The sequence below is a fragment of the Acinetobacter sp. WCHA55 genome, assembly GCF_002165305.2.
Lineage (GTDB): Bacteria > Pseudomonadota > Gammaproteobacteria > Pseudomonadales > Moraxellaceae > Acinetobacter.
Window position 1 is genome coordinate 2,460,981 of the sequence record NZ_CP032286.1, and the last position, 14,759, is coordinate 2,475,739.

The window sequence follows — 14,759 nt, forward strand, 5'->3', positions numbered from 1 at the left end:
TTATGCTTCAACCTGCCCCAAACGATAGCCTAAACCTCGAATGGTACGGATAAAATCTTTTCCAAGTTTGGCACGCAAATGGTGAATATAAACTTCAATGGTATTGCTATTAATTTCCGAATCAAGGTCATAGAGCTTTTCTTCCAAATTGGTTTTGGAAAAAATTTTATTGGGATGACTGACCAGAGGAATTAAAATAGCCCATTCACGGTTCGATAAATCAATGGTCTGCCCTTTGTACTTGGCTAAGTGCAAATCTTCATCTAATTCTAGACCTGCATAACTCAAAATCTGGCTTTGCTTTTGCTGTTTTAACGTGCCACTACGACGTAATAGTGCATGAATACGTGCAAGTAACTCATCAAACTCATAAGGCTTAATTAAGTAATCATCAGCACCTTGGTTTAAACCATCAACACGATTTTGTAACTGATCTCTCGCTGAAATAATCAGCACAGGCAGAGTTGGGTAAAGTGAGCGAATATTTTTAAGGACCTGCATTCCATCCATCATCGGTAGGCCCAAATCCAACAAAACCACATCAAATGGATGTTGTTGTAATTGCTTTAAACCATCAAAACCATTATTGACCCATACCACATCAAACTGCTGATAACGTAGCAGCGTTTGTGTGGACTCCGCAATCATAAAATCATCTTCAATAATCAATATTTTTGACATAGTCTAAGCGCTCGCTTTGGTCGCAGTACAGTGTTCTAACATATTATTTTTTGAATCAATCACCGTACTTTTTACCCCAAGTAAACTCAGTAAGCTTGGGAACAAATGATCTTGGCTTAATTCTTGGCTTTTTTGTTGTCCTAAGCAAGCGATTTGTTGCGGATTCTGCTTTTGCCATGTTTCTGAAAACCACATCAGCATCGGTACGTGGGTCTGTTGACTCGGTGCAATAGCATAAGGTGAACCATGTAGATATAGTCCGTGCTCACCAGTCGACTCACCATGGTCAGATAAATACCAAAAACCGGTTTCAAAGCTTTGATTTTGCTTTAATACACCAATCAGTTGACTCAACACATGGTCAGTATAAACAATAGAGTTGTCATAACTATTTTTCAGCTGTTCAGATGTACAGGCTTGAATGGCGTTGGTTTCACACATCGGTTGGAAGGGGTGAAACTTAGGCGTTGAACGTTTATAGTACGCTGGACCATGACTGCCCATTTGGTGTAACACAATTAAACGTGGCGTTTTATCATCTGTCGCAATAGTTGCCATATAGGATTTTAAGCTATCCACCAAAATTTCATCGGTACATTCACCATCGGCTGAACACCATTTTTTCTGTATCGGCTCAGGAATTGTATACTGCTCAACCCGATCACAAACGCCTTTACACCCAGAGTTATTGTCAATCCACGTCACTTTATAACCAGCTCGCTGAGCAAGGTCTAATAAACCCTCACGGTGTGAAGCCAATTGGGCATCGTAGTTTTCACGAGGCATGCCTGAAAACATACACGGTACTGAAACCGCAGTGGCTGTCCCACAAGAACTGACTTGATTAAAGTTGATGACATTGAGTTTTTCCAGCTCAGGGTTGGTCTTTTTCGCATAACCATTTAAAGAAAAACTTTCTGCACGTGCCGTTTCACCGACCACCAAAACCATCAATTTCGGCAAGTTTTGCCGTCCGACTTGCTCTACCAAATGGGCATCTTCACCATAAGTCACTAACGGTAAATGCTGCTGTGGTCTATTCTTTTTATAATACGACAGGGTTGAACTGATCGCATTTTGCGGTGAAATCATCCCTTTGAGATCACGATGCTCACGGAAAATCGCGGCATAATCAACAAAGAAAATAAACAACATGCCTGCAATCAGCGCAATAGAAACTATACTACCGAAAAATTTGTGCAATAAAACGGTTTTGAAAGGATCACGGCGGATTTTGACCTTAAATAAAATCACCAAAGGTAGCACCACCATCGCCCCAATCCACAGTACAAGACGCCATGACAACAAGTCACGCACTTCATTACCATCGGTTTGCATCATGTTTTGGATCTGATCTGGTGTGATCGAAACGCCTAAGCTGTTGACAAAATACGCACTCATTCCACCAATGACAATCAATAGCGCAGCCAACCCTTTAGCCATCGGTCGCCACTGTAACAGTTGAAAAACCAAATGATAAAAAGCCAGCACCACCAAAACGGTAGCACCGATAAAGGCATAAGCTTTGAAACCGTGATACGGCGTAAGCAACTGAACTTGCTTGTAGAACATCACGTTTAAAACCACGGCTAACCACAGCGCCAAATATACGTTGAAGCGCGAAAGTGAAACTTCTTTAAAAATAGACTGCAAATTGAACATTTTAAATCATGTCTTGCTGAGCGGATGCCCCAATGTAGTTTTCTAAACTTAAAACTCGCTTAAATAGAAAAGGCGCTGTGGTTGAATATATAAAATCTTACCGATCAGTTAAGCAATCAGACGCTCTTTTTGAGCCGCCAATATTTTTGATATGCGGAAGCGTCATCCGCAACCTGCATGTCCATTTAAAAGGTATGTTTTTGCAAAATGATCATTTAAATGTAGAAAAGAAAAAGGTTTTGTGGATGACAAATGTTTTTGGTTTTTTTGGCTCAACAAAAGAATGGACGAGCTCCAAATATTGAATTTTAAAATACGAAGATTCCATCATGAACGACAAAAAGTTAAGGAGTCTCTATAAAACTCCTTAACTGATCAGTATTAATCTGTATAAGCCTTGCCCTTTTCTATCACTTAAACATTAAAATTTGTATTCGATCCCTGTGCCGACTACAGGTTGTTTGGTTTCAAATGATGCTTGTTCAAGTGTCAAAATTCCTGCGTAGCCATAAGCTTTAACTTGCTTGGTAAAGGCATAGTCAGCACCTGCAATAAACTGCTGCGCATCAAAGTCATCTTTAGTCGTTTTAAAGCTGGTTGAGTTTTGGCTGTATTGAGCTTTCACTGTCCAAGCTTTGGCTGTCGGTAAATTATATTCAGCCCCAACCAACCAGCCTTGTGCGTCGTCTATAGTAGCTGCGGCAGCATCGTTGCCTTGTACATCCGCGACTTCAGAAGTTTGATATAAGGCTTTCAGTGCCAAACCATTATTCAGATTTACTCGACCAATGGCACGCAAGGTATCTGCTGCTGCAAAGGCACTGCCTGCCACCCCGCCCGTTACCTCAGGCGCTGATGCATTTAAAATGCCACGTCCTGCAAAAGTTGACGGAATGGCCTTATCATAACCAATACCTGCAACAAAATTTTTACTGTCATACACTACTGATGCTGACCATGCATCGCCCAGACCACGCCCTGCAACTTTTGCTCCGCCTTTAGACTTTTCAATCCCCCCAGCTTCACCAGTGGCTAACAGAGCAGTAGCTTTCAGTTTTCCTGTGCCAAGCCCCCAAGCTGGCGTTTCATAGACCAACACGTTATCGACTCGGTTTTCACCCGTGAAAATCCCCGCCACATCGGCTTTGTTGGCCACATAGTTATTAAAGGTATCTACCACTGAAGACAGTTGTTTAACTGGGGTATCAATTTTACCAACTTTCAATGTGCCCAATCTCTGGTCTTGTAAGCCAACAAGTAAATTACGTGGAACAAAAGTATCTGTGCTCCCCCCATTGTCCACATAGAAGGTAAATTCTGCTTGATATAATGCATTTAAACGATCTGTGAGTTTTTCTTCGCCTTTTAACCCCAAAAAGGAGTTGTTTGAGTTCAACTCGACCACATCGCGATCTTTATTTGGCGAGGCATTGTCTTCAGGTAAATAATCGGCCGTGACATCAATTTCACCATAAAAAGTAGGTGCTGCGAATGTTACCCCTGCCACTAAACTTAAAGCGATTGCGGCTGCAATTTGTGTTTTCACTATCAAAATATCCTACGGTAAATTTGTTACAAATATTACCGTTCAGACATATGTGACAGAACAATTAAAAAAATATTTAGTTATATTTTTTAATTGTTTACATCACTATTTAGCACTTTTTATGATTTATTTATGAATGAATTATGAAAGGTCTGAATGCATCGCAATGCCACGCCATTTGAAGATAAACCACAGGCTCAACATCGCAATGACCACAATCATACACAGATAATTAAAATAGCCGAGCCAATCTCCCAGCAGACCGCTCACACTATACAAGCCACCACTGACAGTGGCCATCAATGCCACTTGAAAAGTAAAGTCCGTACCTGCCAAATGTTTGCGACTGTACTGCATTACTAGGGTGAGCATGACCACCAACAGCATCGATGAAGTCATATCTTCAAAGGCATTAATTAGATAAATCAGCCACGGCTGAATACTGTGCTGATTTTCATATTGAAAGGCTAACCATGTATAAGCCGCCAGACTGAATATTTTTAGTACCGAATACAGTACTAAAGCCGTGACACGGCGAATAAATTTCAAACTATAGCCAGCAAGTCCAGCACCCATTAAAGCGGCACAGGCCCCCAGCATGGTCACATATAGACCAATCTGGGAAAAACTTAAGCCTAAATCAACCATTAAAGGCTTCAATAGTGGCCCTGCTAAACCATCCGCTACTTTAAAACTCAAAAGTACTGCTAACCATGCCGCGAGTACAGGACTTTGGACAAAATAAGCTAAATAGTTTTTGATCTGTTGAAAATTGAAAGATACGGTTTGCGTTTCTGAAACCTTTCTATGCTGTGGCTCTGAGTAAACTAAAATAGGCACTGTATTTATAAAAACAATTGCCGCCAAAATCAAAAAAGTAAATTGCCAACTCAGCCAATCCAGTGCCCACAAGATTGCCCCGCCACCAACTATAAAACCAAGACGCGATCCAATCACCTGAAAGGTATTACCCCAGTGCTGTTGCTCCCCTTTTAAAATATTGACCGCCAACCCATCGGTTGCAATATCTTGCGTTGCCCCTAGCAAATTCATACTGAGTAGGCCCACAAAGAAAGCCCATAAATAAATAGGTTGATTTAATCCATCAATCGGGAGGAAAGATAGTCCGATCAGCACCAGTACAGTAAGAAACTGTAATGGAATAATCCAACTCCGATAGTGGCCGAAATGGGTGATCCCAAAACGATCTAACACTGGTGCCCAAAACACTTTAATCGACCACGGCAACATCAGCAGTCCGAAGCCCCCAATCTGTGCCAATGACACACCCTGTGCTCTTAAAATGACAGGCAAGGCATGGGTCATAAACCCAACAGGTAAGCCCTGCGCCCAATACAATGAAAACAGCAAAATATATACATTGCGAGTCTGTAGCATGCTGTTCCTATATATAGATTGGTCAAAATGTTCATCTGAGATCGGTATCCGTTTACTTTTTTTGCCAATGAATTCAAGCCGATCAGTGCTTATGATGAGATCATATACATCTTGGTCGATTGAGTATAATAACAATGAACCAATATTTTCCAGAGCTACCAGATCAAGTCCCAAGTCGTAACTCATCTGCATTCACTCGCACTATTTTTAAGCAGCTTTATTTGGCGCAAGGTTGGCGCTTTGTTGGTGAATTTCCCAACCTGCCTAAAGCGGTAGCAATTATCTCACCACATACCTCCAATATCGATGCATGGCATGGCTTTACGGCTCTATTAGGCTTAGGCCTGCAAATCACTATTTTTGGTAAGAACAGTTTGTTTCATACCCCGCTGAAACCGCTACTTGAGTGGGTTGGTGTCATTCCTGTCAATCGTACCCATGCCCAAGGTTTAACCCAAGACATTATCGCGATTATTAACAGCAAAGAAAAAATTTGGGTCGGGATGGCACCTGAAGGTACACGTAAACACGCCGAATCCATCCGTAGTGGCTTTTATCGCATTGCGTATGGTGCACAGATTCCGATTGTGATGTTTTCCTTTGACTATGCGCAAAAAACCATCCACTGCTTGGGTGTATTTCATCCTACTGGAAATTTTGAGCAAGACCTAGAGCATATTTTAGACCTGTATATCGGCAAATTTTCAGCCAAGAACCCCAAATGGTTGGCCAAGCCTTTACAAAAACGCTTAAAAAATAGCTAGTAAATCAAGGTCGAATCTGCTGAGATGTGCACCATTATTTGTTTTACGTTTTAGTACTTTTGACCATGAATTTTGCTCGTTTATCTCTGATTGGTACACTCACACTGACTATGGCAGGATGTGATCTTGCATCAAAGAAAACACCTCCAACAACTCCCATTCAAGCCCGCGAACCTGTGATTGCGATTGCACTCGGCGGCGGCGGTGCTAAGGGTTTTGCACATATTGGGGTACTTAAAGTTTTAGAGTCGCATGGTATTAAACCTAAAATTGTCACGGGAACAAGTGCGGGAAGTTTTGTAGGTAGTATCTATGCCAGTGGTAAAACTCCATTCCAACTTCAACAAATTGCGTTGACCTTAAAAGAATCGGACATTCGAGACTTAACCCTCAACTCCCAGGGGTTTGTTCAAGGTCAAAAGCTACAAGACTATGTCAACAAACATGTCGGCAATAAACCGATTCAACAGTTCCCTATCCGCTTTGCAGCGGTAGCAACCCGTCTCGACACTGGACGTAAAGCTGACTTTATCAAAGGCAATGCGGGCCAAGCCGTACGTGCTTCATGCAGTATTCCGAATGTTTTTGTCCCTGCGGTGATTGGCGGAACCAAGTATGTTGATGGCGGTCTTGTCAGCCCAATTCCAGTGAAAACTGCCAAAGATATGGGTGCGGATATTGTAATTGCGGTTGATATTTCAGCCCGCCCTGTCGGCAACAAACCCCTCAATATGTGGGGTTTGCTCGACCAGACCATTAATATTATGGGGCAACAAAGCATCAATGAGGAATTGAGCCAAGCGACTGTGGTGATTCAGCCCAAAGTCGGACATTTGGGCACTTTGGACTTAAAAGCCAGCAATCAATCTATTTTAGAAGGTGAAAAAGCCGCACAACTCAAAATTAAATCGATCGAAAAAGCTATTGTCGATTTTAAAAAGACTCCTGCTGCTTTTAAACCTGCTCCTAAAGCCAAATTCTAAAAAATTTGATTTTTAATATTCAAAGACTTATTCATCTGCTAAATTGATATAGATGCTTCTGCATCTATATCCCTATAACGAATATATGAGTAGATGTATGGAATTTGCTTTTGAGCCTTGGCACTGGTTTGTATTGGGCGTTCTGTTAATGTTATCAGAGCTCATTCTGCCTGCTTTTGCTGCATTGTGGTTCGGTATTGCGGCCATTATGGTCGGTATTCTGTATTGGATGTTCCCAATGATGGGCGTTACCACGCAGTTTGTGACGTGGATTGTTCTGTCTATTCTATGCACTTTACTTTGGTTTAAGTTTATTAAACCGCTTTCTACAGATAAGACCAAAGCTGGACTTTCTCGCGAAGCAACCATTGGTCAAATTGGGATGGTGATTCAAGCAACGCCAGAGAGTGAACACATTCGTGTTCGTTTTCCCATCCCAGTGCTTGGTTCAGATGAATGGAACTGTCGTACTTTAGATACAGTCCATGTTGGCGACCGTGTTCGTGTCGTTGAAATTCTTGGCAATGACTTGATGGTCAAACCACACCTCTCAACCCATGAAAATATATAAAAGTGAGTGAAACCATGTCTGGTGGATTTATTATTGTTTTAGCTCTTTTAGCTTTTGCCGCAGTGACCATCTTTAAAGGGGTCCGCATTGTACCTCAAGGTTATAAATGGATCGTGCAACGTTTGGGTAAATATCATAATACTTTGAGCCCAGGTCTAAACTTTGTTATTCCTTATGTCGATGAAGTGGCTTATAAAGTTACAACCAAAGACATTGTATTGGACATTCCCTCTCAAGAAGTGATTACCCGCGATAATGCTGTTTTGCTGATGAATGCAGTGGCCTATATCAACATCACCACGCCTGTGAATGCCGTCTATGGGATTGAAAACTATACATGGGCCATTCAAAACTTAGTGCAAACTTCACTGCGTTCAATCGTTGGTGAAATGGATCTTGATGATGCACTATCGTCTCGTGATCACATTAAGGCTAAACTTAAGGCAGCCATTTCTGATGATATCTCCGACTGGGGCATTACTCTAAAAACCGTTGAAATTCAAGATATTCAACCGTCTTCAACCATGCAAGCTGCGATGGAAGCTCAAGCGGCTGCTGAACGCCAACGTCGTGCGACCGTGACCAAAGCGGATGGTGAAAAACAAGCAGCGATTTTAGAGGCAGATGGTCGTTTAGAGGCGTCTCGTCGTGACGCAGAAGCACAAGTGGTCTTAGCTGAGTCTTCTCAACGCGCCATCGAAATGGTCACTTCGGCTGTGGGTGACAAGGAAATTCCAGTGGCTTACTTGTTGGGCGAACAATATGTCAAAGCAATGCAAGACATGTCTAAATCGAACAATGCTAAAACAGTGGTGTTGCCAGCCGATATTTTAAGTACCATTCGTGGTGTTATGGGACGTAAAGACATCTAACTGATGCTTGGTTTGATTGAATGAGGGCAGCTTTCGAGCTGTCTTTTTATTGTGGTTGAGAAAAAACCTAAGCCTCTAAGGAACAAACATTAAAAAGAGGACACGCTATGTCCTCTTTTTAAATCTAAACACTGAAACTTAGCTTTGACGAGCCAATAAAAACTGTGAAATCTGATTAAGTTCTGCTGCCGCATCAGTTGGGAAATAAGCCAGGGCAGCAAAGGCTTGATCATGCAAAGTTTTGGCATACTCTTGTGCAGCGCCTAGCCCCATCAAGGCTGGATAAGTCGATTTTTCAACTTGCTCATCCTTCCCTGCTGTTTTACCCAGTACATCTGTATTTGAAATGATATCTAAAATATCGTCTTGCACCTGAAAAGCCAAACCAATTGCCTGTGCATATTCGCGTAACTTTGGAATCGCTTGATCGCATCCGTCAAATACAGTCACCGCGGCCATCATGACCGCAGCAGAAATCAATGCACCCGTTTTATTCCGATGGATATTTTCAAGTGCAGTCTGATCGACACGTTTACCTTCGGCTTGTAGGTCAAGGACTTGGCCACACACCATTTTAGAACTTGCTGTCGCTAAAATTTGCATCTGCTTCAGTACAATACTCTGATCAACCACTGGGCCAGCATCAAACAGTCGGCTACCTAAAATTTCAAATGCCATGGATTGCAAGATATCACCCGCAAGCAAAGCTGTATCTTCACCATAAGCCACATGGCAGGTCGGCTGACCACGGCGCAAAAGATCATTGTCCATACACGGCAAATCATCATGTGCCAAGGAATAACAATGAATCAGTTCCACAGCCACAGCGGCGCGACGCACGGCAGCGACATTATTGTTTGGATTTAAATGTGCCGTGGCATAGCACAGTGCAGGACGTACACGTTTGCCACCTAACATGACCGCATGATGCACGGCGCTCTTTAACGGTTCCGGAATTGAAAAAGCATCAAGTGCCGTCAATAAATCATCGTGAATACGTTGTTGAGCCTGTTGGAGTGCATTTGCTGATACGTCGGTTAGTGCTGACACATTCGCCTCGAATAACAATAGGATAAATTAATCTGGTGCTCAATTTGACTGAGCCGATCATTTGAAATGATCTGTTGGCATGATACTGCTTTCTGCCCGCTTTCTCTATGCCGAAACTACAAACAAGGCACAGTATTCTATTAATTTTTGCAGACTAGATGATAGGAATGACTTTTCTACTATTTCAAGTAGCCATTACACAAGCAATCAAGCTCTAAAATTCACAGCTCATACTCTTGGTTATCTTTAGACTTTATTATCGCAGACCTAGAGTTGACATAAAAAAGCCTCTGCAAAGAGAGGCTTTTACATCGTGTTAATCCAAACTTTCAGCGGGAATACGCACCCAACCTTCCATCAATACGCGAGCACTACGACTCATGACCGCTTTTTTCACTACCCACTGACCATTTTCTTGTATCGCCTGCGCACCCACACGTAAGGTCCCTGAAGGATGACCAAAACGAACGGCTTCACGTGCTCCACCTCCCGCGGCCAAATTGACCAAGGTTCCTGGTATCGCTGCTGCAGTACCAATGGCAACAGCTGCTGTCCCCATCATGGCATGATGGAGTTTACCCATAGAAAGTGCACGAACCAATAAATCGGTGTCTTGCTCTGTAATGGTTTTACCACTCGATGAAACATATTGTTTTGGCTTAGAAACAAAAGCAATTTTAGGCGTGTGCTGACGACTGGCAGCTTCAGAAATGTCTTGAATCAGCCCCATCTTTTTTGCACCATGGGCACGAATGGTTTCAAAACGCGCTAAAGCTTTGGCATCGCCATTAATTGCGTCTTGTAATTCGCTCCCCGTGTAGCCAATGTCTTCTGCATTTAAGAAAATGGTCGGAATGCCTGCATTGATAAATGTTGCTTGGAAACGACCAACCTCAGGAACCTCTAAAGTGTCGACCAAATTCCCTGTTGGGAACATGGCACCACCTTCTTCACCATCATCGGCCGGATCTAAAAATTCAATTTGCACTTCTGCAGCAGGGAACGTCACACCATCAAGTTCGAAATCACCTGTTTCTTGAACTTGTCCGTGCGTAATAGGTACATGTGCAATAATGGTTTTTTGAATATTCACCTGCCAAATGCGAACTGTACAGATGCCATTTTCTGGAATACGTTCAGCATCGACCAAACCATTTGAAATCGCAAATGAACCCACCGCAGCGGTTAAGTTACCGCAGTTCCCACTCCAGTCGACAAACGGCCGATCAATCGATACCTGCCCAAATAAATAGTCGACATCATGTTCAGGCTGTTGGCTCTTCGCTAAAATCACCGTTTTACTGGTACTCGACGTTGCACCACCCATACCATCAATCTGCTTTGCATAAGGATCGGGGCTGCCAATTACGCGGAGCAATAATTGATCTCGAACACGCCCAGCCTGTTGCGCGGCTTCTGGGAGGTCACCTAATTTAAAGAATACACCCTTACTGGTCCCTCCACGCATATAGGTTGCTGGAATTTTGATTTGCGGTGCAAAACTCATTTTTATTGAATCCTTCATATTTATCATTGTGTTAAGTCAAGCATGCTGATTTAACTTTGGTTCATAATACCTTTTTTCAATATCCATGCGTAACGTACAGGACTTTAGTCTAAGTAAGTATAAAAAAAAACCATTTGTGAACGTCCAGTTTCCAAATAAAATTCCCGATTTTTTAATTTAAATAAAATTAATATATTGATTCATATGTTTTTTATTTACATTTTATTACACATTATTTTTCATATGAATAATAACTTTTTTTCATGAATTTTGAGCTACTATGCGATTTCTTCACGATCTATTACAATCGGAAACACTTAACCATTGTCGGGCTGAAATAACTTGAATAAAGAGTCGTCTCAACTTCAGCGTGGCTTAAAGAACCGTCATATTCAATTGATTGCCATGGGCGGCGCAATTGGTACTGGCTTATTTTTAGGTTCCGCACATGTGATTGAATCTGCTGGCCCATCTATTATTTTGGGTTATGCAATTGGCGGTTTAATTGCATTTCTAATCATGCGTCAACTCGGGGAAATGATCGTCGAAGAACCTGTAGCTGGTTCTTTTAGTCATTTTGCAAACAAATACTGGGGCAAATTTGCAGGTTTTCTTGCAGGCTGGAACTACTGGATTCTATATGTTCTAGTGGCCATGACCGAGCTGACCGCTGTTGCGAAGTATATCAACTACTGGTGGCCCCACATTCCTGCGTGGGCATCTGTTCTCACCTTCTTTGTGATCATTACATTAATCAATTTAGGTAATGTGAAGTTTTATGGTGAATCAGAGTTCTGGCTAGCTATCATCAAAGTCACGGCCGTCGTCGCCATGATTGTATTTGGTCTTTATCTTTTGGCCACAGCAGGCGCAGATTCTACAGCTTCATTCAGTAACCTTTGGTCACATGATGGTTTCTTCCCACATGGCGTTGAAGGTTTATTCTATATGCTTGCCTTCCTCATGTTTGCCTTTGGCGGTATTGAATTGATTGGTATGGCTGCAGCAGAAGCTGATAATCCACAAAAATCAATTCCTAAAGCGATCAACCAAGTGGTATTCCGTATCCTCATTTTCTATGTGGGTTCATTGACCATTTTATTATCGCTTGTACCTTGGAATGAGTTGCAACTAGGCGGCTTAGATAAGAGCCCATTTGTCATGATTTTCAGCCAATTAGGTATTGGTTGGGCTGCACATTTACTGAATTTTATTATCTTGACTGCAGCACTTTCTGTATATAACAGTGGTATGTATGCGAACAGCCGTATGCTGTTTGGTTTAGCACAGCAAGGCAATGCACCTAAAATATTCAGTAAAACCAATAAGCAAGGTGTACCAATTCCAGCAGTCCTGTTCTCTGCATTGCTTATTTTCGGTTGTGTACTGTTGAATTATTTTGCGCCAGAAGATGCTCTCAGCAACTTAATTTATATTGTTGTTGGTGCTTTGGTATTGAACTGGGCCATGATCAGCTTAACTCATCTTCAATTTATGAAGACCATGAAAAGCGAAGCGAAAAAGCCATTATTTCCTGCACTTTGGTCGCCTTTCAGTAACTACCTTGTGCTTGGATTTATTGCTGTAGTGCTTTACATCATGTGGACACAAGGTTTAAGCGGTGCTGTGATTATGATTCCAATCTGGATTGTATTAATGTTCGTTCTATACAAAATTCTGTATAGAAAAGCATAAAATATTCATTTTTAAATAGTTATTGTTTCGGCAATAACTATTTTTTTTGATTAAAATCAGCTACATTAATCGCACTTTTGCGCTCTTAGCTTAACTGGATAGAGCAGTTGCCTCCTAAGCGACCGACGTGGGTTCGAGTCCCGCAGAGCGCACCATTTTATGGCTATTTTCATCCTCTCTAAGCCTAATCATAAACACTAATAATTCGACTCCTCTCGCCCAGATACTAATCCTATACTCAAACTCGGACGCTGACTCAATAATGGCTCACGCTGATGAAAAAATGCAGTGTGGAGAAGCCTATTCGTTGAGAAACCTACATATGTGTTTTCAAATCAGGTTTTAGTAAGTTCAACTGTTCTTGATATTTTACAATTAATTTTCGTTCTCAAATCAGTTGTTTGGCTTTTTCATTTTCAAATAGCTATTCTCAATAGATGCACTAAATGAGCCAAATTTCATACCCAATTTTTCCCTTCTATTTTAGTCCTATAGCACAGATTTCATACTGAAATCTTGGTATAACAAAGCGCCCCTATTTTAAAAAATATTTTTATGAATAATATTAATTTAATTTATAGGTCAATCATTTACCAATTTTATTTATTACGTAATTAAATTACGTATTGAATAATAATTCAGATCAAGTATGATGAATTAAAACTTCTGCACTTGTTCACTCAACATTAAGAATGCTGCTGAACAGGTGGCTATTTCAGACAAACGGATTTGTCTCTCTAGAATTGTAGCGACCAGTCCGTTGGCTCTGAAAGGAATCGTAAAAAGATAAGCAATAGGATTGCTTAAAAAAGAAATGAGGACGTTGTATGAATGAATTAGCCAACCCATTAGAACTGTGTGGATTCGAATTTATTGAATTTGTTTCTGAAGATGGTCAACTAGATGCGGTGTTTGAAACCATTGGGTTTAGCAAAGTGGCAAAGCATAAGTCTAAAAATGCGTATTTATGGCGTCAGGGCAAAATTAATATCATTCTAAATTATCAGCCTGAATCGTATGCAGCCTATTTCTATAAAGAACATGGCCCTTCTGCCTGCGCAATGGGTTTTCGCACAAAGAACGCGGCAAAGGCATTTAAAAAGGCAATAGAAATTGGTGCAGAACCAATTTACAACCAAGTTGGCCCAATGGAGCTGAATATCCCAGCAATTAAAGGGATTGGCGGCTCTCCTATTTTCCTTGTCGATTGTGACATTTACCAAAATGACTTCATCTTCTTTGATGATGTGCCCTCACATCCTGTCGGTACAGGTTTATATGAAATCGACCATTTGACCCATAATGTGTATAAAGGACGTATGCAGTATTGGGCTGATTTCTATGAAAAGATTTTCAACTTCCAAGAAATTCGCTACTTCGATATTAAAGGTGAATATACTGGCCTAACCTCCAAGGCACTCACAGCACCAGATGGCAAAATCCGTATTCCGCTCAATGAAGATTCGGATAAAGGAAATGGTCAGATTGCCGAATTCCTGAATGAGTTTAACGGTGAAGGCATTCAGCATATTGCCTTCATTTGTGATGATCTAATCAGCACTTGGGACAAATTAAAAGCTTTAGGTGCCAAGTTCATGACACCTCCACCCAATACCTACTATGAAATGCTAGATGAGCGTTTGCCTAACCACGGTGAACCTGCTGATGAACTACAAAAACGGGGCATCTTGCTGGATGGCAATACTAAAGACAACAATAAACGTCTCCTCTTGCAAATTTTCTCCCAAAATATGCTAGGCCCTGTCTTCTTTGAATTTATTCAACGTAAAGATGACGACGGTTTTGGTGAAGGCAACTTTAAAGCACTATTTGAGTCGATTGAACGCGATCAAATTAAACGTGGCGTTTTAGATGTATCTAAAGCTTAAATGACTTCTAGAATTTCCCTGTACATATAGGTTTATGTACAGGGAAATTTAACTTTTGCGCAAAAATTATACTCGCAAAATTAAAGCCTGCTTCGATGACAATATAAAAATAAGTACGCACATCATCATGGTTCAAGGCTT

12 protein-coding genes and 1 tRNA gene are annotated in these 14,759 nt (G+C 41.3%); 7 read left to right on the forward strand and 6 right to left on the reverse strand.

What is annotated here, in order from left to right; translation table 11 throughout:
* From CDG62_RS14715 to CDG62_RS14730, 4 genes are all read right to left on the reverse strand, one after another.
* Positions 1-681 carry a response regulator transcription factor gene (locus CDG62_RS14715; RefSeq protein ID WP_087527749.1) on the reverse strand — a complete coding sequence of 227 codons (681 nt, stop codon included), beginning with the start codon at positions 679-681 and terminating at the stop codon, positions 1-3.
* 3 nt (positions 682-684) lie between these two features.
* A complete protein-coding gene (locus CDG62_RS14720) occupies positions 685-2,343 on the reverse strand; it encodes a phosphoethanolamine transferase (protein ID WP_087527748.1) in 1,659 nt (552 codons plus the stop codon).
* 421 nt (positions 2,344-2,764) lie between these two features.
* Entirely contained in the window at positions 2,765-3,889 is a 1,125-nt protein-coding gene (locus CDG62_RS14725) for a porin (protein WP_087527747.1), read from the reverse strand.
* Between the two features lie 141 nt (positions 3,890-4,030).
* Entirely contained in the window at positions 4,031-5,287 is a 1,257-nt protein-coding gene (locus tag CDG62_RS14730) for an MFS transporter (RefSeq protein WP_087527746.1), read from the reverse strand.
* 134 nt (positions 5,288-5,421) lie between these two features.
* On the opposite strand from CDG62_RS14730, the gene CDG62_RS14735 reads away from it, so the two are divergent.
* The 4 genes from CDG62_RS14735 to CDG62_RS14750 all read left to right on the forward strand — a co-directional run bounded on the left by CDG62_RS14735 (position 5,422) and on the right by CDG62_RS14750 (position 8,477).
* On the forward strand, positions 5,422-6,051 hold the full coding sequence (locus CDG62_RS14735; protein ID WP_087527745.1) for a 1-acyl-sn-glycerol-3-phosphate acyltransferase: 630 nt from the start codon (positions 5,422-5,424) through the stop codon (positions 6,049-6,051).
* Between the two features lie 65 nt (positions 6,052-6,116).
* The gene (locus CDG62_RS14740; protein ID WP_087527744.1) at positions 6,117-7,034 is read left to right on the forward strand and encodes a patatin-like phospholipase family protein; all 918 of its coding nucleotides are present in this window, start codon (positions 6,117-6,119) and stop codon (positions 7,032-7,034) included.
* 97 nt (positions 7,035-7,131) lie between these two features.
* Positions 7,132-7,605: an NfeD family protein gene (locus CDG62_RS14745; protein WP_087527743.1), complete on the forward strand. Its 474-nt coding sequence runs from the start codon at positions 7,132-7,134 to the stop codon at positions 7,603-7,605.
* Positions 7,606-7,619: 14 nt separating this feature from the next.
* Positions 7,620-8,477, forward strand: coding sequence for an SPFH domain-containing protein (locus tag CDG62_RS14750; RefSeq protein WP_087527742.1), 858 nt, complete (start codon positions 7,620-7,622; stop codon positions 8,475-8,477).
* 138 nt (positions 8,478-8,615) lie between these two features.
* On the opposite strand, the gene CDG62_RS14755 is transcribed toward CDG62_RS14750, so the two are convergent.
* On the reverse strand, positions 8,616-9,527 hold the full coding sequence (locus CDG62_RS14755) for a polyprenyl synthetase family protein (RefSeq protein WP_087527768.1): 912 nt from the start codon (positions 9,525-9,527) through the stop codon (positions 8,616-8,618).
* Between the two features lie 316 nt (positions 9,528-9,843).
* The gene (prpF, locus tag CDG62_RS14760) at positions 9,844-11,034 is read right to left on the reverse strand and encodes a 2-methylaconitate cis-trans isomerase PrpF (RefSeq protein ID WP_087527741.1); all 1,191 of its coding nucleotides are present in this window, start codon (positions 11,032-11,034) and stop codon (positions 9,844-9,846) included.
* A 342-nt stretch (positions 11,035-11,376) separates the two neighbouring features.
* Here prpF and CDG62_RS14765 point away from each other — a divergent pair, with 342 nt between their 5' ends.
* From CDG62_RS14765 to hppD, 3 genes are all read left to right on the forward strand, one after another.
* Positions 11,377-12,729 (forward strand): amino acid permease, encoded by a 1,353-nt coding sequence (locus tag CDG62_RS14765; protein WP_087527740.1) that lies wholly within the window; start codon positions 11,377-11,379, stop codon positions 12,727-12,729.
* Positions 12,730-12,808: 79 nt separating this feature from the next.
* Positions 12,809-12,884, forward strand: a tRNA-Arg gene (locus tag CDG62_RS14770).
* A gap of 672 nt (positions 12,885-13,556) precedes the next feature.
* On the forward strand, positions 13,557-14,618 hold the full coding sequence (hppD, locus tag CDG62_RS14775) for a 4-hydroxyphenylpyruvate dioxygenase (protein ID WP_087527739.1): 1,062 nt from the start codon (positions 13,557-13,559) through the stop codon (positions 14,616-14,618).
* Positions 14,619-14,759 lie beyond the last annotated feature (141 nt).

Coding starts and splice junctions, on each gene's coding strand:
- CDG62_RS14745 (WP_087527743.1), top strand. CDS start 7,132: ATGGAATTTGCTTTTGAGCCTTGGCACTGGTTTGTATTGGGCGTTCTG.
- prpF (WP_087527741.1), bottom strand. CDS start 11,034: ATGAGTTTTGCACCGCAAATCAAAATTCCAGCAACCTATATGCGTGGA.
- CDG62_RS14750 (WP_087527742.1), top strand. CDS start 7,620: ATGTCTGGTGGATTTATTATTGTTTTAGCTCTTTTAGCTTTTGCCGCA.
- CDG62_RS14720 (WP_087527748.1), bottom strand. CDS start 2,343: ATGTTCAATTTGCAGTCTATTTTTAAAGAAGTTTCACTTTCGCGCTTC.
- CDG62_RS14715 (WP_087527749.1), bottom strand. CDS start 681: ATGTCAAAAATATTGATTATTGAAGATGATTTTATGATTGCGGAGTCC.
- hppD (WP_087527739.1), top strand. CDS start 13,557: ATGAATGAATTAGCCAACCCATTAGAACTGTGTGGATTCGAATTTATT.
- CDG62_RS14740 (WP_087527744.1), top strand. CDS start 6,117: ATGAATTTTGCTCGTTTATCTCTGATTGGTACACTCACACTGACTATG.
- CDG62_RS14735 (WP_087527745.1), top strand. CDS start 5,422: ATGAACCAATATTTTCCAGAGCTACCAGATCAAGTCCCAAGTCGTAAC.
- CDG62_RS14730 (WP_087527746.1), bottom strand. CDS start 5,287: ATGCTACAGACTCGCAATGTATATATTTTGCTGTTTTCATTGTATTGG.